Origin of the sequence: Rhodococcus sp. Leaf278 (assembly GCF_001426085.1) — a bacterium.
Classification (GTDB): domain Bacteria; phylum Actinomycetota; class Actinomycetes; order Mycobacteriales; family Mycobacteriaceae; genus Rhodococcoides.
In genome coordinates this window covers 1-22,372 of record NZ_LMRR01000004.1, presented here as the reverse complement: position 1 = coordinate 22,372, position 22,372 = coordinate 1, and the positions used below count along the sequence as shown (strand labels likewise).

Annotated in this window: 24 protein-coding genes and 1 tRNA gene; 13 read left to right on the top strand and 12 right to left on the bottom strand. The window is 63.8% G+C overall.

The genetic code is table 11. From position 1 onward, the window contains the following. Positions 1-49: 49 nt before the first annotated feature. The 5 genes from ASG84_RS05600 to ASG84_RS05580 all read left to right on the top strand — a co-directional run bounded on the left by ASG84_RS05600 (position 50) and on the right by ASG84_RS05580 (position 5,734). Positions 50-1,444, top strand: coding sequence for a PucR family transcriptional regulator (locus ASG84_RS05600; RefSeq protein WP_235581551.1), 1,395 nt, complete (start codon positions 50-52; stop codon positions 1,442-1,444). Positions 1,445-1,572: 128 nt separating this feature from the next. Then, positions 1,573-2,481 (top strand): ACP S-malonyltransferase, encoded by a 909-nt coding sequence (locus tag ASG84_RS05595; protein WP_057476036.1) that lies wholly within the window; start codon positions 1,573-1,575, stop codon positions 2,479-2,481. 86 nt (positions 2,482-2,567) lie between these two features. Next, positions 2,568-2,912, top strand: coding sequence for a meromycolate extension acyl carrier protein AcpM (gene acpM / locus ASG84_RS05590; RefSeq protein WP_052058428.1), 345 nt, complete (start codon positions 2,568-2,570; stop codon positions 2,910-2,912). A gap of 8 nt (positions 2,913-2,920) precedes the next feature. Next, positions 2,921-4,171 (top strand): KasA/KasB family beta-ketoacyl-ACP synthase, encoded by a 1,251-nt coding sequence (locus tag ASG84_RS05585; protein WP_032403883.1) that lies wholly within the window; start codon positions 2,921-2,923, stop codon positions 4,169-4,171. Positions 4,172-4,300: 129 nt separating this feature from the next. Continuing rightward, on the top strand, positions 4,301-5,734 hold the full coding sequence (locus ASG84_RS05580) for an acyl-CoA carboxylase subunit beta (protein ID WP_057476035.1): 1,434 nt from the start codon (positions 4,301-4,303) through the stop codon (positions 5,732-5,734). 216 nt (positions 5,735-5,950) lie between these two features. Here the strand turns inward: ASG84_RS05580 and ASG84_RS05575 are convergent, their stop codons facing one another. The 3 genes from ASG84_RS05575 to ASG84_RS05565 form a co-directional block, all read right to left on the bottom strand. Then, positions 5,951-6,379: a cold-shock protein gene (locus ASG84_RS05575; RefSeq protein WP_235581550.1), complete on the bottom strand. Its 429-nt coding sequence runs from the start codon at positions 6,377-6,379 to the stop codon at positions 5,951-5,953. A 109-nt stretch (positions 6,380-6,488) separates the two neighbouring features. Further along, complete coding sequence (locus ASG84_RS05570) at positions 6,489-7,001, bottom strand: DUF3145 domain-containing protein (protein WP_057476034.1); 513 nt, start codon at positions 6,999-7,001, stop codon at positions 6,489-6,491. A gap of 144 nt (positions 7,002-7,145) precedes the next feature. Next, entirely contained in the window at positions 7,146-7,949 is an 804-nt protein-coding gene (locus tag ASG84_RS05565) for a serine hydrolase domain-containing protein (RefSeq protein WP_057476033.1), read from the bottom strand. An 85-nt stretch (positions 7,950-8,034) separates the two neighbouring features. On the opposite strand from ASG84_RS05565, the gene ASG84_RS05560 reads away from it, so the two are divergent. From ASG84_RS05560 to ASG84_RS05550, 3 genes are all read left to right on the top strand, one after another. Continuing rightward, on the top strand, positions 8,035-10,170 hold the full coding sequence (locus tag ASG84_RS05560; RefSeq protein ID WP_057476032.1) for a molybdopterin-dependent oxidoreductase: 2,136 nt from the start codon (positions 8,035-8,037) through the stop codon (positions 10,168-10,170). 69 nt (positions 10,171-10,239) lie between these two features. After that, positions 10,240-10,316: transfer RNA gene (locus ASG84_RS05555), tRNA-Ile, on the top strand. A gap of 144 nt (positions 10,317-10,460) precedes the next feature. Further along, the gene (locus tag ASG84_RS05550) at positions 10,461-11,081 is read left to right on the top strand and encodes a YdeI/OmpD-associated family protein (protein ID WP_057476218.1); all 621 of its coding nucleotides are present in this window, start codon (positions 10,461-10,463) and stop codon (positions 11,079-11,081) included. Between the two features lie 16 nt (positions 11,082-11,097). On the opposite strand, the gene ASG84_RS05545 is transcribed toward ASG84_RS05550, so the two are convergent. The 4 genes from ASG84_RS05545 to ASG84_RS05530 form a co-directional block, all read right to left on the bottom strand. Beyond that, complete coding sequence (locus tag ASG84_RS05545; protein ID WP_057476031.1) at positions 11,098-11,682, bottom strand: hypothetical protein; 585 nt, start codon at positions 11,680-11,682, stop codon at positions 11,098-11,100. Then, positions 11,679-12,029 carry a hypothetical protein gene (locus ASG84_RS05540; protein ID WP_057476030.1) on the bottom strand — a complete coding sequence of 117 codons (351 nt, stop codon included), beginning with the start codon at positions 12,027-12,029 and terminating at the stop codon, positions 11,679-11,681. The genes ASG84_RS05545 and ASG84_RS05540 overlap by 4 nt, the downstream gene beginning before the upstream one ends. Further along, complete coding sequence (locus ASG84_RS05535; RefSeq protein ID WP_057476029.1) at positions 12,026-13,816, bottom strand: TIGR03767 family metallophosphoesterase; 1,791 nt, start codon at positions 13,814-13,816, stop codon at positions 12,026-12,028. Before ASG84_RS05535 ends, ASG84_RS05540 begins: the two co-directional genes overlap by 4 nt. A 104-nt stretch (positions 13,817-13,920) precedes the next feature. Then, entirely contained in the window at positions 13,921-14,388 is a 468-nt protein-coding gene (locus ASG84_RS05530) for a universal stress protein (protein ID WP_057476028.1), read from the bottom strand. Between the two features lie 126 nt (positions 14,389-14,514). On the opposite strand from ASG84_RS05530, the gene ASG84_RS05525 reads away from it, so the two are divergent. Continuing rightward, positions 14,515-15,237: a GAF and ANTAR domain-containing protein gene (locus tag ASG84_RS05525; RefSeq protein ID WP_057476027.1), complete on the top strand. Its 723-nt coding sequence runs from the start codon at positions 14,515-14,517 to the stop codon at positions 15,235-15,237. Between the two features lie 10 nt (positions 15,238-15,247). Here ASG84_RS05525 and ASG84_RS05520 read toward each other — a convergent pair whose 3' ends face one another. The 3 genes from ASG84_RS05520 to ASG84_RS05510 all read right to left on the bottom strand — a co-directional run bounded on the left by ASG84_RS05520 (position 15,248) and on the right by ASG84_RS05510 (position 17,492). After that, on the bottom strand, positions 15,248-16,714 hold the full coding sequence (locus ASG84_RS05520; protein ID WP_057476026.1) for an MFS transporter: 1,467 nt from the start codon (positions 16,712-16,714) through the stop codon (positions 15,248-15,250). Between the two features lie 55 nt (positions 16,715-16,769). Further along, positions 16,770-16,949: a hypothetical protein gene (locus ASG84_RS05515; RefSeq protein ID WP_156399397.1), complete on the bottom strand. Its 180-nt coding sequence runs from the start codon at positions 16,947-16,949 to the stop codon at positions 16,770-16,772. Between the two features lie 75 nt (positions 16,950-17,024). After that, entirely contained in the window at positions 17,025-17,492 is a 468-nt protein-coding gene (locus tag ASG84_RS05510) for an NUDIX domain-containing protein (RefSeq protein ID WP_057476024.1), read from the bottom strand. Between the two features lie 105 nt (positions 17,493-17,597). Between ASG84_RS05510 and ASG84_RS05505 the strand changes: the two genes are divergently transcribed. Next, positions 17,598-18,242 (top strand): ScbR family autoregulator-binding transcription factor, encoded by a 645-nt coding sequence (locus tag ASG84_RS05505; protein WP_057476217.1) that lies wholly within the window; start codon positions 17,598-17,600, stop codon positions 18,240-18,242. Here ASG84_RS05505 and ASG84_RS05500 read toward each other — a convergent pair. Next, entirely contained in the window at positions 18,217-19,131 is a 915-nt protein-coding gene (locus ASG84_RS05500; protein WP_057476023.1) for an AfsA-related hotdog domain-containing protein, read from the bottom strand. The genes ASG84_RS05505 and ASG84_RS05500 overlap by 26 nt on opposite strands. Before the next feature lie 421 nt (positions 19,132-19,552). Between ASG84_RS05500 and ASG84_RS05495 the strand changes: the two genes are divergently transcribed. The 3 genes from ASG84_RS05495 to ASG84_RS05485 are packed head-to-tail and all read left to right on the top strand — an operon-like array spanning position 19,553 to position 21,667. Continuing rightward, a complete protein-coding gene (locus tag ASG84_RS05495) occupies positions 19,553-20,419 on the top strand; it encodes a tyrosine-type recombinase/integrase (RefSeq protein WP_057476022.1) in 867 nt (288 codons plus the stop codon). A 13-nt stretch (positions 20,420-20,432) separates the two neighbouring features. After that, entirely contained in the window at positions 20,433-20,966 is a 534-nt protein-coding gene (locus ASG84_RS05490; protein WP_082520815.1) for a DUF2637 domain-containing protein, read from the top strand. A gap of 38 nt (positions 20,967-21,004) precedes the next feature. Next, positions 21,005-21,667, top strand: coding sequence for a hypothetical protein (locus ASG84_RS05485; RefSeq protein ID WP_057476020.1), 663 nt, complete (start codon positions 21,005-21,007; stop codon positions 21,665-21,667). A 25-nt stretch (positions 21,668-21,692) separates the two neighbouring features. Here the strand turns inward: ASG84_RS05485 and ASG84_RS05480 are convergent. Next, positions 21,693-22,372 (bottom strand): tyrosine-type recombinase/integrase (locus ASG84_RS05480; RefSeq protein ID WP_057476019.1); only part of this gene is annotated, 680 nt, incomplete at its 5' end.

Here is a 22,372-nt window from a genome sequence, read left to right as displayed (position 1 = left end):
GAAGCATGTCCATCGCGATAGGGGCGGGGGTCGGGCGTAGGTTCTCCTTATGTCCGATGCGAAACCCGACCCACCGGGCAGCGCGTCCGCACGCGATGTGTCCCGACGCGACGCCTATCGCGAAGCGTTGCGCGAATCGTTGACCCGCGATTCCCTGACGTCGGACAACGAGGTGCACCTTCCGGTCGCCTCACTTGCACCCTCCCGCCAGAAGCGCGATCCTCTGCCCGACGCCCTTCTACGACGGGTCAAGCAGTTCTCCGGCCGACTCTCGACAGAGGCCGTGACGACGATGCAGGGCCAGCTACCGTTCTTCGGCGATCTGGATGCCGCTCAACGTGCGAGTGTCCAGCTCCTGATTCAGACAGCCGTCGACAACTTTCTCGAATGGCTGAAGAATCCCCACAGCGATATTCGCTTCTCACTCGATGCCTTTCAGGTCATCCCCCAAGACCTCGCCCGACGCCTCACCCTGCGCCAGACCGTCGACATGGTCCGCGTGGCGATGGAGTTCTTCGAGCAGTGGCTGCCGGCTCTCGCGCGCAACGATCAGCAATTGGTCGCGCTGACCGAAGCAGTGCTGCGATACGGACGCGAGCTCGGCTTCGCTGCCGCATCGGTGTACGCCAGTGCCGCCGAGTCCCGTGGAGCCTGGGATACCCGCCTCGAAGCCCTCGTGGTCGATGCCGTCGTGCGCGGAGACACCGGCTCGGACATGCTTTCTCGCGCCGCCACGTTGAACTGGGACGCCACCGCTCCCGCGACTGTGCTGGTCGGCACTCCCCCGGACGATCGGGGTGTATCCGTCGTAGGAACCGTGCACGCGGTGGCGCAGAAGCACGGACGCGCAGCACTGGCCGTGGTGCAGGGCACGCGGTTGGTCATGGTGGTCAGTGGCCAGATCGGCGATTCGTCCGCCCACCACGCATTCATCGACGACATGCTGCAGAACTTCTCCGACGGGCCCGTCGTCATCGGTCCCACCACCCGCACTCTGGGAGCAGCGCATTCGAGCGCCGTGGAGGCGTTCGCGGGGATGCAGGCCGTGGCGGGCTGGCGAGGCGCACCGCGTCCGGTGCATGCGGGCGAATTACTACCCGAGCGTGCGCTGCTGAACGACAGTGCAGCGATATCGGCGTTGAACGATCATGTGGTCGTTCCGTTGGCTGCGGCGGGTTCCGGACTGGCCGACACGCTCGACGCCTATCTGGATTGCGGCGGTGCCGTAGAAACCTGCGCACGGCAGCTGTTTGTTCATCCAAATACCGTCCGTTATCGCCTCAAGCGCATAGCCGAGGTAACCGGGCGCGATCCCACCAACCCGCGCGATGCGTACGTCCTCCGAGTTGCAGCAACGGTAGGAAGGTTGGCTCGAACGCATCACGAACCGCCCCATCCTGCCCCATTTGTCACACAGGTCACATTCGGCGAAGTCGTCACGTAACGCTCGGGTACCGTCCGGCGATGGCGGATCTCCACGAGGCAATTTGTAGGGTTCCCACAAATTGCTTGTCGAGAGTTCATCGGGCGCGACATCACTGATAGACGGGCCGACAGTGTTCCCTTAACTCTGTGATTGCGTTGCTTGCGCCCGGTCAGGGCTCCCAGACTCCCGGTATGCTGCTGCCATGGCTCGAACTGCCCGGCGCAGCCGACCGGCTCGCGCTGTGGTCCAAGGCTTCCGGCCTGGATCTCGTTCGCCTCGGCACCACGGCCACCGCCGAGGAGATCACCGACACCGCAGTGACACAGCCCCTGGTCGTGGCATCTGCCTTGCTCGCCTTCGAGGAGATTGCGTCGCGCGGCCTTTTTCCCGAGGATGCCGTCATCGCCGGGCACTCCGTCGGCGAGCTTGCTGCCGCGGCTATCGCCGGCGTCATCTCCTCCGATGATGCGGTGTCGCTCGCTGCCGTCCGCGGCGCTGCGATGGCCAAGGCCTGCGCACTCGAGCCGACCGGCATGTCCGCCGTACTCGGCGGCGACGAAGCTGCCGTGCTGGCTCGACTCGAGGAGCTGGACCTTGCTCCGGCCAACGTCAATGCTGCAGGTCAGATCGTCGCAGCGGGCCTGCTCACCAAGCTCGCCGAACTGGCCGAGAGTGCGCCCGAGAAGGCGCGCGTTCGAGCCCTGCCGGTCGCAGGCGCATTCCACACCAAGTACATGGCGTCGGCGGGCGACACCGTTGCTGCAGCAGCAGCCGCCATCACGCCGTCGGACCCCACGCGGACGCTGCTGTCCAACTCGGACGGCCAGCCGGTCACCTCGGGTGCCGACGCACTGAACAAACTTGCTGCTCAGGTCACTCGCCCCGTGCGATGGGATCTGTGCAACGCCTACCTGCGCACGGCGCAGGTCACCGGACTTGTGGAACTGCCCCCGGCAGGCGCACTGGTCGGCATCGCCAAGCGTGAACTGCGCGGCGTCGCCAACCTCGGCCTGAAAACACCGGCGGACATTTCCGCATTGGCCGAGCTCGGATAGCTCGGCACACCACACCGCAGTCCCAGCACTGCGGATCCACTTCCACTCCCCGAGTGGCAGAAATGCACAACCGCGTCTCGAAGCACATGACTTCGGCGTTCGACACAGAAGAGAAGGGACCCACAACAGTGGCCAGCCAGGAAGACCTCATCGCCGGACTTGCAGAGATCATCGAAGAGGTCACGGGCATCGAACCGTCCGAGGTGACCATCGAGAAGTCCTTCGTCGACGATCTCGACATCGACTCGCTCTCCATGGTCGAGATCGCAGTGCAGACCGAAGACAAGTACGGCGTGAAGATCCCCGACGAGGACCTCGCAGGTCTGCGCACCGTCGGTGACGCCGTCAACTACATCCAGAAGCTCGAAGCGGAGAACCCCGAAGCCGCAGAAGCTATCAAGGCCAAGCTCGACGACTCCGCGAGCGAGTGACACGGCCCATGACCAACCCATCCACCGCCAACGGACGCTTCCCCAGTGTCGTCGTCACCAGCCTCGCTGCGACCACGTCACTTGCGGGTGACGTCGATGCCACGTGGAAGGGTCTGCTGAACGGCGACAGCGGAATTGCAACTCTCGAAGACGATTTCGTCGCCGAGTACGACCTGCCCGTGCGGATCGGCGGACACCTCGCGGTGAACCCGCAGAGCCTGCTCTCGCGGGTCGAGATTCGTCGCCTGAGCTACGTGGAGCAGCTGGCCACCGTGCTCGGTCGCGAAGTATGGAAGAACGCCGGCACCCCCGACGTCGATCCTCTTCGCCTCGGCGTGTCGATCGGTACCGGCCTCGGTGGCGGCGATTCGCTGATCGACGCCAACGACAAGATGAAGGCCGGCGGCTACCGCAAGGTGTCCCCGCTCGCCGTTCAGATGGTCATGCCGAACGGCCCCGCAGCGGTCGTCGGACTCGAGCTCAAAGCGCAGGCCGGCGTCATCACTCCTGTCTCGGCCTGCTCCTCGGGATCGGAAGCCATCGCTCACGCATGGCGAATGATCGTGATGGGCGACGCGGACATGGTCGTCACCGGCGGCGTCGAGGGTTACATCGACGCGGTTCCGATCGCCAGCTTCTCCATGATGCGGGCGATGAGCACCAACAACGACAACCCGAAGGGTGCCTCACGTCCGTTCGACAAGGATCGTGACGGCTTCGTCTTCGGTGAAGCGGGTGCGCTCATGGTCATCGAGACCGAGGAGCACGCCAAGGCTCGCGGCGCAACGATCCACGCCCGCCTGCTCGGTGCCGGAATCACCTCCGACGGGTTCCACCTCGTGGCACCCGACCCCGAAGGAAAGGGTGCCGCGCGTGCGATGCAGCGCGCCATCGAGACCGCAGGCCTGCAGAAGTCCGACATCACCCACGTGAACGCACACGCAACGGCAACTCCCATCGGAGACACCGCCGAAGCGCTGGCGATCAACAAGGCCGTCGGAAATCACGCAGCGGTGTACGCACCGAAATCCGCTCTCGGCCACTCGATCGGTGCCGTCGGTGCCCTCGAGTCGGTTCTGACGGTGCTGGCAGTGCGTGAGGGAATCATCCCTCCCACACTGAATTTGGAGAATCAGGATCCCGAGATCGATCTCGACGTCGTCAAGGGCGAGCCCCGCGTCGGACAGATCGATTACGCGATCAACAACTCGTTCGGATTCGGTGGGCACAACGTAGCGCTCGCCTTCGGAAAGGCGTGATGCACTGAGTCGATCTTTCGACTCAGCGAATCTCGCTCTCGCAGTGCATGATCCGAACCGGGGTCCGTTCCTCGCGAACGGCCCCGGTTCGGGCCTCGCCCCCACGGGGGCCCTGAAGAAGGACAAGCGATGACTATTCTGGCTCCCGTCACTCGATCCGGTACTTCTACCGATCCCCGCGATCCACTCGCCCGCCTCGAGAACCTGTTCGACACCGGAACCACTGTCCCCCTGCACGATCGGGACAAATCCGGCATTCTCGCGGCCTCCGGTGAGATCGACGGAGTCCACACCATCGCGTATTGCTCCGACGCCACCGTCATGGGCGGTGCCATGGGCGTCGACGGCTGCAAGCACATCGTCGCCGCCATCGATACCGCCATCGAACAACGCGCCCCGCTCGTCGGCGTATGGCACTCCGGTGGCGCTCGCCTCGCCGAGGGCGTCGAAGCTCTCCACGCCGTAGGTCTCGTCTTCGAGGCCATGGTTCGAGCGTCCGGCCTCGTCCCCCAGATTTCCGTCGTCCTCGGCTTCGCTGCCGGCGGCGCCGCTTACGGTCCTGCGTTGACCGACGTCGTCATCATGGCTCCCGAGGGACGCGTGTTCGTCACCGGTCCCGACGTCGTCCGCAGCGTCACCGGCGAGCAGGTCGACATGGCCTCGCTCGGTGGCCCCGACACCCATCACAAGAAGTCCGGTGTCTGCCATATCGTCGCCGACAGCGAGATGGACGCGTTCACCCGCGCCCGCCGTCTGGTGTCGATGTTCTGCGAGCAGGGCGAATTCGACATCGCAGCCGCCGAGCACGGAGACACCGACCTCCGGGCGTTGATGCCCGAATCCAACCGTCGCGCATACGATGTGCACCCGATCGTTCACGAGCTCCTCGACAACGTCGAAGGCGAATCGACGTTCGAGGAGTTTCAGGGCGGCTGGGCCCGCAGCATCGTCATCGGTCTCGGACGCATCAGCGGCCGCACCGTCGGCGTCATCGCCAACAATCCCATTCGTCTCGGCGGTTGCCTCAACTCCGAAAGTGCCGAGAAGGCAGCACGTTTCGTGCGGTTGTGCGATGCGTTCGGCATTCCGCTGATCGTGGTCGTCGACGTTCCCGGATACCTCCCCGGTGTCAGTATGGAATGGGAAGGCGTCGTCCGCCGCGGCGCAAAGCTGTTGCACGCCTTCGCCGAAGCGACCGTTCCTCGCGTCACCCTGGTCACGCGCAAGATCTACGGCGGTGCGTACATCGCCATGAACGCTCGCGCACTCGGTGCCACTGCTGTGTACGCCTGGCCCGGCTCCGAGGTCGCCGTGATGGGCGCGAAGGCAGCCGTCGGCATCCTGCACAAGAAGGCCCTCGCCGCCGCGCCCGAGGAAGAGCGCGAGGCCCTGCACGATCGCCTCACCGTCGAGCACGAGAGCATCGCCGGTGGCGTCGAGCGTGCCGTGGCCATCGGTGTCGTCGACGAGGTCATCGAGCCGAGCAAGACTCGCAGCACGGTCACCAAAGCACTCGCTGCTGCCCCTGCGGCGCGGGGCAACCACAAGAACATTCCGCTCTGATCGGCTAGGGGTTCGCCGCCAGCCCCGCCCTCTCGCCTGCACGCCCGCCCCGCAAGCCCGCCCCTTGGGATCAATGTGGCTTTCAGTCGCTCAGACTGCAACAAAGTCGCATTCATTCAGCGGCCGGGCGGGTTCAGCGCCGGGCGGGGTTCAGCGGCCAGGCGGGGCCGGGGCAGGGTTCGGGTTCGGGACAGCTGCAGGCGATTGAAGCGTCGGTCAGCTCTCGATCCATTTGTGGTCGTGAGCCAGTCTCAAAATCGCTGATCGAATGTCGAGAATCTGCGTCGCTGACAAGGTGCCGTTGGCGGTCAGGAGAGCCTCGGTCAGTTCCGCGGTGAAAACCCCTTCGGACAGCACGTCGCAGATGACGTCTTCGAGTTGCTCGTGTTCGGTGATCGGGACATTGCGGAACGGCACGTCCGGCTTGTGTCGGGTTACCAGGGCAGTGGATGCCGGACCGTCGATGATCTGCACCTGAGTGGCCTTGAGACCCCGGTCGCCTTCGACGGCGACGTACTCGACTCGAACCCCCGGTGCCAAGAGCCTCTTGTCGAAGTCCAGATCGTTGACGTGAATGAACACGTCCTCGCCGCCCTCGTCCGGCGCTACGAACCCGTACCCCTTGAACTCGTCGAATCGAATCACTTTTCCAGTCGACAGCATCGAACTCACCACTCCACGGTCGTTCCCACATGCCTACCCCAGGCACGCCCGCGAAACTACCGCGACACTCAGGCCCCAGCAACCCCTACGGTCAGCCGACGTCGCGGCTCAACCACGTCACTTCCGCTCCCGCACCACCGGTGCGGAACGGTTCGAGGGCAGCGTCCCAGTCCGAGCCGAGAGCATGTTCCACGGCTGCGGTGAAATTTCCCTGGTTGTTTTCCATCAAGGCGCGCAGTCGCATCTCACCGAGCACCACGTCACCGTTCGCGCTCGTCGTTCCGCGCCACAGGCCCAATCCGGGTACGTGTGAGAACCGTTCGCCGTCGACGCCGTCACTGGCGTCCTCGGTCACCTCGAACCGCAGCATCTGCCACGAGCGCAGGATGCCGGCGAGCCTGCCTCCGGTACCGACCGGGCCCACCCAGTCGGTGGTGGCGCGGAGCTGACCATCGGAGGCAGGCTGCGCAGACCATTTCAAATTCGCACGGGAATCCAGGGCGTCGGTCAACGCCCATTCGACGTGCGGGCACAGAGCAGCGGGCGACGAGTGGATGTACACAACACCCGACGTCGCTTCTGCGAATTGATTCGATCCACGCATTGCACTACCTCCAGCTTCGACGAGGGACGTCTTCCCCAACGACCTCGACATGCTTCGGCTGGCTGCAGTGAATCAATGCGTATGTGTACTAGTGTGCCCCGAGTTGCCCCTGTTGCGCCAGTGCAATCTGTGAACAGACGAGTTTCACCCCGCCAGGACTGCGTCGGACAGCTCCGGCCACAGCGGCTTGGCCCAGTCTCCGAACGCTCGATCGGTCAACACCACGCAGGCAGTCCGCACCGCCGGATCCACCCACAGGAACGTTCCGGCTTGCCCGAAGTGACCGAACGTGGACGACGAGTTGTTGCTCCCGGTCCAGTGCGGAGTCTTGTCGTCACGCAGCTCGAACCCGAGCCCCCAGTCGCAAGGCTTGTGCGACCCGTACCCGGGCACGATCCCGTTGAGGCCGGGAAACTGCACCTCTGTCGCCGACGCGAGTGTCTGCGACGCCAGGAGCGTCGGCTCCAGCAGCTCGCTGGCGAACCTCGTCAGATCGGCGAGCGTGGAGCGGCCGCCGTGACCGGCCGATCCCGGCAGCGACGTGTCCGTCATCTGCAGGGGCACGCACACCGCCTCGTCGAGGTAATCGGGGAAGGCGATACCCGCCTCGGTCTCGATCAGTTCGGCCAGCACCTCGAATCCTGCGCTCGAGTAGATTCGCTTGGCGCCTGCCGGTGCCTGCACAGTCCGGTCGCCGAACGCCAAGCCCGACGCGTGTGCCAGCAGATGACGCACCGTCGAACCCTCGGGCCCTGCGGGTTGATCGAGCTCCACCGCACCTTCCTCGACGGCGACGAGCACTGCGTACGCACTGAGCAATTTGGTGACCGAGGCCAGCTCGTAGACGCGCTCGGTGTCGCCGACCTCTTCGCGAACTCCGGAGTCGGTGACGACTGCTGCACTGACATGGTCGACGGGCCACGAGGCCGTGAGATCGAGGGTGGTCACGATTCACGAGCCTAATTGTCTGCCGATGCCAGTGCCTCGGTCCCCCGCCGGGCTACGCTCGCAGCACATGAGTGGGAGGAATGCGATGTCGGTTGTGTATGGATCGTGCAATCTGTGCGAGGCCATCTGTGGTCTCGAGTTCACGGTGGAGAACGATGCGGTGACGTCCATCCGCGGTGACGAGAAAGACCCTCTCTCGCGTGGTCACATCTGCCCCAAGGCGCTGTCGCTGATCGATCTGCACGCCGACACCGATCGGCTCACCACACCGGTCAAGCGCGTGGGCGACAAATGGGAGAAGATTGGGTGGAACGAGGCATATGACCTCGTCGTCGACGGTCTCGTCTCGACACGCAAGAAGTACGGCCGCAACTCGGTCGGCATCTACCAGGGCAACCCCAACGTGCACTCGATGGGCGCGATGACGCACGGAATTCCGTTCACCTCGCTGCTGCGGACGCGAAATCGTTACTCCGCCACCTCGCTGGATCAGCTGCCGCATCAACTCGTGGACCATCTGCTGTACGGCCATCAGCTGCTGCTGCCGATTCCGGACATCGATCGAACCGACTTCTTTCTCGTCCTGGGCGGCAACCCGATGGCGTCGAACGGCAGCATGATGACGGTGCCCGATTTCGCCAAAAGAGCTCGCGCGCTGCGCAAGCGGGGCGGACGCATGGTGGTGGTCGATCCGCGCAAGACCGAAACCGCCGATATAGCCGACACACACTTCTTCGTTCGTCCAGGCACCGACGCGTTGTTGTTGCTCGCGATGATCCACACCATCGTTGCCGACGGCACGACGACGGTGGCCGACTACATCGACGGGGCCGACCGACTGGCCGATCTGGTGGCCGAGTTCACTCCAGAAGCGGTGGCTCCCGTCGTCGGCATATCGGCGGACGAGATCTCCACCCTCGCTCGTGATTTCGCTGCGGCCAAATCTGCCGCGGCGTACGGCCGGATGGGGGTATCGACCCAGCAGTTCGGCACCGTGTGTCAATGGGCCATCCAGGTGCTCAACATCATCACCGGCAATCTCGATCGTCCCGGCGGGGCCATGGTGACCGATCCTGCGATCGACTTGATCGAGCAGGGCATCGTCGGCCGCGGCCATTTCGACAAGTGGCGCAGTCGAGTTCGCGACCTGCCCGAGTTCGCAGGCGAATACCCCTGCTCGACGCTTGTCGACGAGATCACCACCGAGGGCAAGGACCAGATCCGCGCGATGGCGGTGCTGTCCGGCAACCCGGTGTTGTCGATGCCCGGCGGCACCACCCTGAACGACGCATTCGCGGGCCTGGATTTCATGGTGTCGTTCGACTTCTACATCAACGAGACTTCGCGTCACGCACACGTGATTCTGCCGCCGACGATGTCGCTCGAACGCGATCACTACGACCTGATCTTCAATTCCTTCGCGGTACACAACACCGCGAAATACTCGCCCGCGGTTCTGCCGAAGCAGGCCGATGCCAAGCATGATTGGGAGATCTTCCGAGATTTGTCGATCCGCTACAAGAACCGCATGGCGGGTTCGACTGTCGATCGGCTGAAGGCACGAGTGAGCCCGAAGAGCATCATCGGCGAGGCTCGCCTGCGCCTGTCCCCCGCTCGCACTCTGGATATCCTGCTGCGTAGCCGTCGAAAAGGTTTGTCGCTGCGTAAGCTTCGGGCCAATCCACACGGGATCGATCTCGGACCACTGCGTCCCGGCTTCCCGCAGAAGCTGAAGACGCGAGACAAGCGTGTCCAGTTGATTCAGGATGTGGTGGTCACCGAACTTCCCGCGTTGGTGGATCTGATGCATTCCAGTGCAGTTGCGAATGGTGACGAGTTGTTGATGATCGGTCGGCGGCACCTACGCAGCAACAACTCGTGGATGCACAACACCGCCCGGCTCACCAAAGGCAAAGCGCGACATCAGCTTCTGGCACATCCGGACGATCTCGCACATCGCGGTATCGAGGACGGGTCGATGGTGTCGGTCACCTCCGCTGCCGGAACCGTCGATATCGAGGTGGCGGCGTCCGAGAAGATGATGCCGGGCGTGGTGAGCATGCCGCACGGCTTCGGTCATCAGCGTCCCGGCGTGCAACTGTCCGTTGCCACGACGGTGCAGGGGCCGAGCGTCAACGACATCACCGACCCGGGCCGCGTCGACGCCGTCTCGGCCAATGCGATCCTCAACGGGGTCCCGGTGCAGGTCCGGGCCAAGTAGCGCACCCGATGCACCACCGAGGGTGCCGGATTCTGTACGATTCTGCAGGCTCGTACCTGGCACGAGCATGGGGCGGTAGCTCAGTCGGTTAGAGCCGTGGACTCATAATCCATTGGTCGCGGGTTCGAGCCCCGCCCGCCCCACCACGGTGTCGACAGCCGAGCCAGAATTCCTGCCGATCGATGAATACCTCGGCCTCATTGCGGACTTAGGATGTCCTCGATTGTGGGCACACTGAACGCATCCAAAGCCCGGTGTGCAACGCCACGACGAGTAGATGGAGCGTGCACGTGACTGCTGAAAAATCTTCGTCGCCGGCATCCGACCACCCCGCTACATGGAAATTCGACTACCCGATCGTGCATGCCGAAACTCGCACGCAGTGGCGTTCCTGGCTGAAGCGCAATCACGCATCCATCCGAGGCGTGTGGCTGTGTTCGTGGCGCAACACCACCGACCGACCACGCTGCCCGTACCCCGACGCCGTCGAGGAAGCCATCTGCTTCGGATGGATCGATTCCACCGGCAGCAATCTCGACGAGGAGCGCAGCCTGCAGCTGTTCACGCCGCGCAGGACCAAGAGCCCGTGGACCCGTCTGAACCGGAAACGCGCAGCCGATATGGAAGTCAGCGGGCTGATGACCGAAGCAGGCCGCCGTGCCATCGCGGCCGCGAAATCCAACGGCTGGTGGACGATTGCCGATCAGGTCGAGGACCTCCTGGAACCACCCGAGTTGACGACGGCGCTGGACAATGACCCGAACGCTCGAACCAACTGGGACGGCTTTCCGCCGAGCGCCCGCAAGCAGATGCTGTGGTGGATTGTCAGCGCCGTGCGAGACGACACTCGCGCAACTCGGATAGCTCAGGTTGTCGCCGAAGCCGCGGCCGGTCGCCGAGCCCGCGGCTGAGTGCCGTCGACGGAGATCAGACCGGCGCTGCCCGTCGGTAAAGCCGAGACCAATACGTCAGCAGCACAGCAGCAGTGGCTCCGAACCACACCCACGTGAGGAACGCCGCCACCAGGCCGGTGACGAAGAAACCCAGCACCAGCGCCGCGACCCAGCCGAGGATGTAGGCCACAATGGTGACCGCAACCGCGACTGCGCACCGCCCTGGCGACTGCCCGACCGTAGCCGACGCTGCGCGGAACGGATGTCGGTGACCGTCGACCGCGGCCGGAAGTATCAGCAACGCAACCAGAATCACGACAGCCGGCAGCAATGGGAACAGAATCGCGAGCGCAGCGGCCACCCCGGTCAGCACCACGCACCACACCAGGACGCCCGGCCGTCGCCAAGCCCGACCGAGCGCACCGGACGCGTTGCCGTCCACAACATCGAGTGCCGTCGACGCGGTGATCCACAGCGCCAGTACCACCGCGGCACCAGAAGCCAGAACCAATCCCGCGAAACCGAGTGACGACATCGGAACCGGATCCCCCAGCACAGTCAGCGCCTGGATCAGCGCCGACACGACCACCACGGCAGCCAGAACCGCACTCCCCCTCACGGCGCACCGACCGTCGAATTGCGATCGAGCACGTCCTGCACGGAGCCCGAGTAGAGAACCTCCGTACCGACCTTGATCTCGACGGTGCTCGCGTCGTCCGACGTAGCCGAACCGGAAATCGCCTCGTTGTCGGTTGTCTCCCCGGCACATTCGATGTCGGCACCGGTACCCGAGCACACCGGCGCGACCAAGATGTCGATTCCCTTCTCGAACAGGACGTCGTTGACTGCGTAGCGCAGGTTTCCGAGTTCGGCTCCGCCGACCGGCGCAAGCGCTGCGGTCTGTGAGCATCCCGCGCACGCCACCACCGCAGCTGCGAGGAAGATCTTCCTGTGAACACTGTTCATCGGGCCCGCCTCGTCTCGTGGGCGATCAAACGCGCGTGCTCGTCCAGATGTTGCTGCTCGAGAGCGGCGTCGGTGATGGTGCTCAGATCGAACGGGGCCGGCAGGAGCAGTTCGGTGTTGCGATCCAGTCGCGAACCTCGTCGCATCAGAGGATTCTCGGCCCAATCGTTGGCCGCCAGTTCACGGCTGCGCGACGCGAGATCGAGGTAGCTGCCACTGTTTCCGGGCGTCATCGGCGACGCATGATCGAGCACCGTGGTGAACAGCGACAGGGTCCCGTCCCGATTGTCGACGATCTCGACCACCTGCTGCTGTTGCGGGAAGTCGATGCACGACGCGGTGGTGATCTCCCAGAATCCGCGTCCTCCGCTCGAGTGCGCCAGTATTTGGTTCTGGTGGGTGTGACCGTTGAGCCAGCCGATCACCACCGGATATTTCAACAGTAGATCGACGAATTCGTCTGCACCGTAGAGCTTCACCGAGCGACCTGGCCGCTGCGCCCGGTTCTCCAGCGTCAGACTGTTGTGGTGCGTGTAAATGAGCACGAGCTTGTTTTCGGCCTGCGCCCGCTCCAATTGCTCTGTCAACCAGTCGAATTGCTGCTCCGGAATCGCACCGTCGGGTCCGGCTACGGCATTGCACGTGTCGAGTCCGAACGTGCGAATGTTCGGGGTGGGGTCTGCCGTCCACCAGGTCTCGCCAGAATCGAGATTGTGTTGCGTGAAGCCGTGCCCGATCGGACCCGGCGTCGGAGTGGTCTCGAAGTGTTCTTCCATGAATTCGCGTTGCTCGAAGAGGTAACGCGACGGATCGGCCGACACCGCGCGAAAGCCGGGTCGCGCACCGGATCCGACGCCGAGCGCGTCAATCATTCGCTGCAACGGACTTGCCGTCGAGGCATAGCCGGCGAGTGCCGACGTGGCCGTCGCCTCCAGCGTGTACGCCTTGCGACCGCCGACGGCGAGGGCGTGCAGTTGCGAGGACAGATCGAACGTGCCGAGCAACAGGGTGTCGTGATTCCCGTAGACCGAGTACCACGGTACGGGTAGCCCCACCGACTCGACGGTTCCCGACATCGCCTGGGTGAGCAGGTCGGGAAGCGTGGGGAATCCGTAGTCGCCGAACGACCCTCCCGAAGGATCCCCCGGCCGATAGGCCCACTGTGCCTCCGGCCACGCCTGAACACCCTCGAAGACGTCTGCCGCACCGCTCGTGGGCCTCACCGGGACTCCGTCGAGAACATCGATGTACCAGCGCAATTCGAGATGCGAATGCATGTCGGCGCTGTCTCCGGTGACCACCGCGGCTCCCATCGGTGCGCCGGTGACCGAGCTGATCCGAGCGTCGGCGAAAGCCTTCACCATCGCCGCTGTGACGTGCACGGTCAGCGGATCCTGCGGGTGGAAGGCCGAACCCCACGCAGCGTGATCGGAGACGATCATGGGCTCGATCCGGCCGGGCGATTGGGCGTCGATCACATGCATGTCGGATAGGTGCCCGAGGTAGAGCAACGACCGCCTCGACTGCACCCGAGACGACAGTGGTGCGCGGCCCAGAATGTCCGATCGAGAAACGTACGGCTCGCCCGGACCGGCACCGAGGACGCGGTACTGCCCGGGACCGGTCGCGGATCGCAAAATTGTCTGCGTCAGGGTCCCGGTCCCGACTGTCTCCGCAGGTTGGGCACGAGCGACCAGAGCCTGACCGAGCACCTGAGGCGCGATTCCCCACACCGCCGCGAGTGTCCCGACGCGAGCCACGAATTGTCTACGCGAAAGCCCGGTCATGGAACTCCTCGGATCCGAAAACGGCACCACGTGCGCCTCGCACCCGACGAGGTGGCTGCCTATTTTTACAGGGCAGACCGCCGATCGGCTCGATTTCGCCTCGTTCAGGGCACCACGGTCACCGGCCACCGGCCCGCTTTGACCAACCGCACCGCCACCGAGCCGGCGATTCGATGTCCCGCATTCTCCGACGCCCCCACCACTACGGCATCGGTACGCAGTTGCTCTGCGACGGCGATCAGCCCGTTGTACGGATCACCCTGTGCGGTGCGGAACTCCCACCGAACATGCTCTCGATCACCGAACTGGGCAGCCGAGGTTCTGATGTAGTCGAGCAACTCGTCGGCAATCTGCTGACCGGTCTCGACCAGTGATATACCGGCCTGGCCCCACGATGCCGTCGCAATGGGTTGCACGTACACCAGCACGAGCAGCGATCGCTGTCTGCGGGCCAGTCCTGCGGCGTAGGCAGCGGCACGCCAGGACGAGTCGGACCCGTCGACTCCCACCACTATCGATTTCGGTCCGTCGTGGCCGTACTCGAACCCGGTGGACTCCTGCGCATCGCTCACGACCCGAGGCTACTGCCGGTACCCACCCGTTCGAACACCCCATGCCGTGGCGGTACGGTTGACGCACATCGAGTGTCGGTTGCTCGAACGATCACACTAGGACGATCACAAGGACGGGAGTTGCAAGTGAACGACGTCTCGCAGCACGACGGCCCGTCGACCGATCCGGCCACTGTGTTCGCCGCCCTGGCCGACATCGTGTATCGAGGCAGCAGCGCCGAGGAAATCTACACCGCGATCTGCAACGCCGCCGTGCTGATCGTTCCGCATTGCGATCACGCCAGCCTGATGCTGATGCGCCACGGCAAGCCCGTCACAGTGGCCGCCTCGGACGACATCGCGCGCGTGATCGACGATATCGAGCGCGCTACCGGCGAAGGACCTTGCCTGGACGCGATCACCAGCGAGGCAGCCCAGCTCGAGTCCGATTTCCGCACTCCCACCCAGTGGCCTGCGATGGCGCGCGGTGTGTTGAACCGCACGCCGGTGCGAGGTGCCATGGGATTTCGGCTCAAGGTGGACGATCAGAAGGTCGGCGCGCTCAACCTGTTCACCGACCAGCCGGGTGTGTTCGACCTCGAGAGTGCGAGCAAGGCGATCATTCTGACGGCGTTCACATCGGTCGCGGTTGCCGCAGTCAGCAGCGGGCAAGAAGCGTCGACGCTTCGTGACGGGCTCGAAAGCAACAGGGAGATCGGCAAGGCCATCGGTCTGATCATGGCTCTCCACGACGTGTCCGGAGACGAGGCATTCGCATTGCTGCGGAAGTCGTCCCAGGACTTGAACGTCAAGATTGCCGATCTGGCAGCATCTGTCATCGACCGGCACAGCAAGGGTCTGAACACCTGAGCACGTGTGCTCAGCCCGCGCTCTGAACCTTCTTGGGAAGCGCGAAGACCAGCGCCAGCGCCACCACACTGAACGCCGCACTGACCGCCATTGCCATCGCCGCTCCGTGCAGAAATCCGGATCCCACCGTGTCGGGCCCGGTGATGGTCAGACTTCCGAACAGAACACTGCCGATCACGGCGATGCCGATCGCGGAGCCGACGCGCTGCATCGTAGAAATGACGCCGCTTGCCGCGCCCGCGTCATCACGATCCACGGTCGCCACGATGAACTGCGCGTTCGGCGCAATGAAGGCACCGTTACCCAGCCCTGCGATGAACAGCGGAACCAACAGCGTCCAGTGCGAGATGGTGTCGGCCGAGCTGGTGGCCAAGATGATCCACAGCCAAATCAACCCGATCGAGACGAGCGAGGCTCCGAGTATCAGAACTGTGCGCCCCAGACGGACGGTCAGCTTGTTGCTCTGTGACGAGGCAATGATGCTGCCGATCGCGAACGGAATCGATACCAGGCCCGAGGACAGAGCTGTATTGCCGAGTCCGGTCTGCCACAGCAGCGAGATGGTGAAGAAGATACTGGTGAAGGCTGCGAAGTAGACGAGCGCGAGGATCACACCTCCGGTGAATGCCGGGCGGGTGAACAACCGCGGTGGCACCAGTGGACTGCGTCCACGGCCGGTGTGGATCACTTCCCACCATCCGAACGAGGCAATCAGCACCAGCCCAGCAGCGATCGTCAGGTAGGTCCACAGTGGCCAGCCCAGTTCTTGGCCCTCGATCAAGGGAACCAGCAGGGCTATCAGTCCTGCGGAGATGAGAACCAGTCCGAGCCAGTCGATTCCGGGCCGGGTCGTGGGAGCGGAATCTTCCTTTTTCGGGAGCAGTACGGCGGCAGCCACCAGGCCTACGATTCCGATGGGCAGATTGACCCAGAAGACCAACCGCCACCCGTTCTCGTCGCCGAACGCCTGAATGATCAGGCCTCCGACGATGGGTCCCAGCGCAGTCGAGACTCCGATGACGGCACCCATGATGGCAAAAGCCTTGCCACGCACAGGCCCGGGAAACAGCAGCTGGATGAAAGCGGTGACCGCGGGTACGAACATGCCACCCGCCAGGCCCTGTACGACCCTCGCGACGACCAACTGCAGATCGTCCTGAGCGAGCCCGCACGCGAAGCTCGCGACGGTGAACAACGCGAGGCCGGTGAAGAACACCCATTTGTGACCGACGCGGTCGCCTACCTTGCCCGCAGGAATGAGAGCCAGGCCGAATGCCAGCGCGTATCCCGAGATGATCCACGACAGAACCGATTCCGACGCGTCCAACGTGGTGCTGATGGTAGGCAGAGCCACGTTCACGATGGTGGTGTCGAGCAGGGCCATGAACATACCCAGCAACAGAACCAACAGCGCTTGCCAGGAACGTTTGGGTACTTCGATTGCCGGTGGAGTGTCGGAGACACTGCGGTCGGTCACTGTGCTGCCCTTCGTAGTTGTAGCTGAGCAGTATCGGCCAACCGACCGATGGCCGCTAGCCGATCATGGCAGTTGCCGCGAACACCCACGACAATGCTGCGGCCAGAAGAACGAATGCGGACGCGACCACGCGTCCGGCCCACTGCGTCTCCAGGAGTGAGGTGTCCACGACGGACGTTTCCACCGGAGACGATTCCACCACGGTCTGTGCGCTGGACGCATCCGTCGGCATCATGATCCACTTCCCCACCCTGCATCTGCGAACCTCGTCATTTCCGGCCGCTGAATACCCCGGGCCCGCCTGCCGAAACTATCGCGCTGCAACAACCGCCTGAACGGCATCGAGAAACGGGTGCTGCGACGCCAGCAGCTTCGCTCTCGCCTGCTCGAGCCCGAACCATTCGATGCGGTCCACCTCGGGGAACGATGTCTTCACACCGGATTTCGGCGGCCACTCGATCTCGAATGTGTTGCTCACCGCATTCGAGACGTCGAGGTCGGCTTCGACGCCGAAGGCGGTGACGATTTTTCCTCCGCGTTGCTTGACTGTGCCGAGGTCCACAGGCTCTCCGGCGGGCACATCCATCCCGGTTTCCTCCCGAAACTCTCTGCGGGCCGTCGTCCACAGGTCTTCACCTTCGGCCAGTAGCCCTTTGACGATCGACCACGCTCCGTCGTCCTTACGCGCCCAGAACGGACCACCGGGGTGTGCGATCAGAACCTCCGGACCGTCGGCACCGACGCGAAACAACAGGATTCCTGCACTCGTATCGACCATGGCAACAGGGTGCCACCGAATGGTTCGACACCGTCACAGACCATCGCAATCGCCGGTTACTTCACCCGCCGTGCCGTGAACACGCGTAACAGCTATTGTCTACCGATGCAAGAGCGCGCAGCGTCCACCAGGCAGGCCGTACTCGAAGGAGCGGCCGCCAGCTTCGAGAAGTTCGGTTATGGCACAGCCAGTTTGAGCACCATCATCGCTCACGCCAAGGTGAGCAAAGGCGCGATGTACTTCCATTTCTCGTCCAAGGAAGAGTTGGCGCAGGCCGTGATCGACGCGCAACTGACGATGGCGGCAACTGCCACGGCCGCCATTGTCGACCACACCCCCAAGGCGCTCGATGCGTTGATTCTCGTGACCAAGGAGCTGGGACGTCAGCTGCAGACCGAGTCGATCTCGCGCGGGGGCATGCGGTTGACACTCGAATCTGCCATCGCCGACGGTCCCCACGCGGGGGCGTTCGAAGAGTGGATCGACAAGATCGGCGATCTGATCGAGCGTGCCCAAACCGAGGGCGACATCGTCGACGGCGTCGACCCGAGCGCGGTGGGTCGGTACATCGTGGCGTCGTTCACCGGAGTGCACACGGTCTCGGAAATGATGACCGGGCGTGCCGATCTGCAGCAACGACTGACCGAGATGTGGCAGATAGTGCTCCCCGCCGTCGTCCCGCGTCGACGCCTACCGCGACTCGTCGCGCTCGCGGAGGACTCCGTTATCGACTGGAGCGCTCGGCAGTAGCCAGCCACGGTTCGGACGTCGCCGAGACGGACACCGCAGACAACACCGCACCGTCGTGCTCGAACTGGATGCGGTGCACGCCGTCCGTGGAGTCGGTATCGACGATCGCCGAGCACGGGTTCGCCCACTCGGCGAAGCCCATGAAGCGCACCTCGCACGAGGTGAAGTCCAGCGTCGGCGTTCCGGTCGCCAGACGCAAGGCCTGACGAGCGGCCTCGAGCATGGTGACGCCGGGAAGATATTCGACGGAATGATCGAACATCGCCAGGTTACGAGGATCGGGTGCAACGACGATCGTCCCGTCCGAGGTGTGCCGTGCCAACACGACATCGGAGGGATCGAGCCGTCCTACGGCCGAGGCCTCCACCACTTCGGTCCCGGCCGGCAGATGCCGGAAGTGAGGGTCTGCCATCGACGGGGTGCGAAACTGCGAGTAGACGTCGGGACCGAGCGACCGTACCGACGCTGTTCCGAACGCGACGAGGCGGTCGCCGTTCAACAGCTTGGCCGACAATTTCATGTTGTCCAACGACGCGTCGTCGAACGTCACGTCTGTCGTGATGGATTCGGCGACGAGCGAATCGTCGATCTCGTCGACCGAGAGAGGATCGAGAATCTCGAATCGAGAGTGCTCGATGAACACGACGTGATCGAGCGGAACGCCGTGATTGACGTGGCAGAAGAGGCTGATCGCTTGGCGCAGAGCCTCGGCCACCAGCAGTGAGTCGTGGGTTCGACGAACCGGAGCGAACATCCGATGGGAAGCCGGGAGCTGAACAGCCGCCCGATGGGTTCCGTCCACCGTTTCGTAATCGGTCAACAGCACGTCGGCGGGCGACCGCCGATGCACGAGGTGACGTGGAACGGTTGCTGCGTAACTCAAACTCATGAAGCCCCTTAAAACCGACCGATCCGGTTTTTTATAGCACTGTTGAGCCTCCCGGACCGCTTGTTCAGTATGTCGCGGACCACCGACAAAACAGGCATCCGTTGGACGTATTCATTCAATCGATATACAGCAAGGAGAGTCACGATCTGATAACCGATCGAGACTCACGGTGCCGCCGACTGGAACGACAAAAATCCCCGCCCGGAGCACCGGACGGGGATTGCGCTCCCCCACCTGGACTCGAACCAGGAACCCTTCGATTACCAGTCTGGCAGCGTCCTGACCGTGGTGTTTCCCCAGGCAGCGTGAGGTGGCCATGTCCAAGACACAGTTGCGTCTCACGATAAATCCGGGTGAGAATTCTGGGACGGGTGTTCCGAAACCCAACCATGCGGCCCGTTATCTGCATCACAGTGCATCCATGCACAAGCAAATGTATTCCTTGCCCCCTGCGTGGGAGGACGCTGTCATCAAATGGGTCGAATGGCTGATCTCCGGTGGAGCGCCGGCCACCACCATTCGCACACGCCGCAGCCATGTCCGCGGCGTTGCCCGCAAACTGGGATCCGATTCTCCGGCGACCGTCACCGCCGACGACATCGTGCACGTGACCGCCCACCAGGATTGGTCGAAGGACCACCGTCGCGGCCTCAAGTCGTCGCTGATCAAATTTTTCGACTGGGCCATCAGGGTCGGCATCGCCACCACCAACCCGGCGATCGATCTACCGAAGGTCTCCGAATCCCGGCCGCGACCACGACCGGTCCCCGACAACATGTGGGCACAGCTGATCGTCAACGCAGACCCCCGCGAGCTGATGGCCGCACGTCTGGCCGACGAGGTCGGCATGCGCCGAGACGAAGTCGCCAAGTGCCACACCAGTGACGTACTCGAATCGTTCGACGGGTACGAGCTCGTGGTGCACGGCAAAGGCGGCAAGCAACGGACAGTGCCGATCACCGACAAGCTCGCGAAGGACATCCTCCGAGGACCGGGCGGACACACCTACGGACTCGGCCGTCGTGGCTACCTGTTTCCCGGTGCCGTCGACGGGCACATTTCGGCGCACTACGTCGGCAAGCTCGTTGGCGACCTCCTGCCCACTGGATGGACCATGCACAAACTGCGCCACCGATTCGCCACACGGATGTACCGAGCGTGCGGGCGCGACATCATGATCGTCTGCCGCCTCCTCGGCCACTCCAACGTCGCTACCACCCAGCGCTACCTCGCCACCAGCAACGAAGACCTTCGCGCGGCAGTCAACGCACTCGCCAACGCGGCCTGACACAGGAGAAACCATGTCCCGCTTCCCTACTGCGGCCTCGATCGCAGGGACCGTATTGATCGCACTGGGCGCGTTCTGGCTCAGCTTCACCGCACTACGCGACCTCGCCGAGAGATCTGGCGTACCCACGGAGCAGGCTTGGGTCTGGCCGCTCATCGTCGACGGCCTGGTCCTCGTCGCGACCGTCGCCGTCGTTGCCCTCGACGAACACCGGTGGTACGCCTGGACGCTGCTCGGCATCGGCGCGAGCCTGTCGCTGGCCGGCAACTCACTGCACGCGACGTACACCGGGGAGTTGCCCGTCGCGGTCCGCATACTTGTCGCCGCCGTGCCGCCGCTGTCACTGCTGGCCGTCACTCACCTGACGTATCTGCTGGCCCATCGTCCGAAACCCGCTACCGAGGCAGGCGAGGCTCAGGCCTCGGTACTGAACGCACCGAGTGTGACCGTCGCCGAGATCGCACCGCTTCTCACCACTGCACGCGGAGATCGGAGCGAGGTGCCCGACCTCGGGGCTTCGTTTCGCGAGGCTCGCGCCGCTGGATAACCTCCACCACCGACCGCTGAGTCTGGTACACATCGTGCATGACTCGGACGATGACGACAGTGGTGCTCGCGGTGGCGAGCGCGGCCCTCCTGACATCCTGCGCGGATGATCCACAGGTCGAGTTGGACGTCGCAGCCCCGACGTCCAACTCGGTAACACCGACCACTGCACCGCCGACGACGTCGCCTGCAGCTCTGACCGAGTACGACCGATACGTCAAGCTGATGAAAGACCGGCGCATCCCGATACGGGCCGGTTCGTCGGGTACCTACGACACCGATGTCTCGATCTGCGGGCAACTTCGTGACGGCAGCCTCGACACCTGGAGCCTGGCCGACCGGGAAGGTGTGCGCAAGCAAGACATCAACGGTCTGCGCATTACGGTCATGGTCCCGTTACTCTGCCCCGACATGCAACCCGCAATCGACGCGGCCCGTTTCGGCGAGGTCAGGCAGACCTATTTCCTGGGTGGCAAGGCCCTGGTGGCGCAGGCACCGATCGAGGGCTCACGCACCATCCAGCCCGGTACCTGGACCACGGAGGCTGCCGTCTCCGACTGCTACTGGGAACGGTCCGACGCACAGGGCAACATCATCGATAACAATTTCATTTCCATCGCTCCCCCGATCACTGTCGTCATAGGCGAAGCGGACGCCGGTTTCACCTCGAATGACTGCGGGAAGTGGACGCGCGCAGATTGATTGGCGTTGCGCGCGCCCACTTACGTCACGCCACCGCGCCGAGGTACGCAGCGAGCGTGTGGGCTGCGTGCGTATCGAGGTTGCGCCGACCACGGTCGTAGATCCCGATGGTTGTCGAGATGTCGGCGTGCCGCGCCGCGATCTGCACCTCACGTAGCGGCACGCCCGCATCGATCGCGTTGACGATCATGCTGTGCCGGAACGTATGTGGCGTCACCCGCATCGTGATACCAGCATGCTTGGCCACCCGGGTGCACACCTTGGCCGCCGACTGCCGGACCATGCGCGAGCCATCGCGACGCAGCAGTAGCGGTCCGTCAGTGCGTCCATCGATCACAGCGTCGATCGCGCGCATTACCACGGCGGGCTGCGGGACAATGGCCTGTGCGCCACCTTTCTGAGTGAAGGTCATGACGCGGTGGCCACGGGAGTAGCCGAGTACATCAGGAATGTCGAGGCTGCACACCTCGGACACTCGTAATCCGGTGTAGCCCATGATGACAACCAACGCGTAGTCGACGGGCGAGGAGTTGTACGCCTGACGGCACACTGCCTGTAGTTCGTTGCGGTCGAGGTGCACCTTGGTGTTGGTGTCGCGCTTGTCCTTCGGCAATTTCAGCAGTCGTGCAGGGTTTTTCGTGACCAGGTCGTCGTCGAGGGCCCGGACGGCTTGGGCAGCAACAAGATCCTGGGGGCACTGGCACC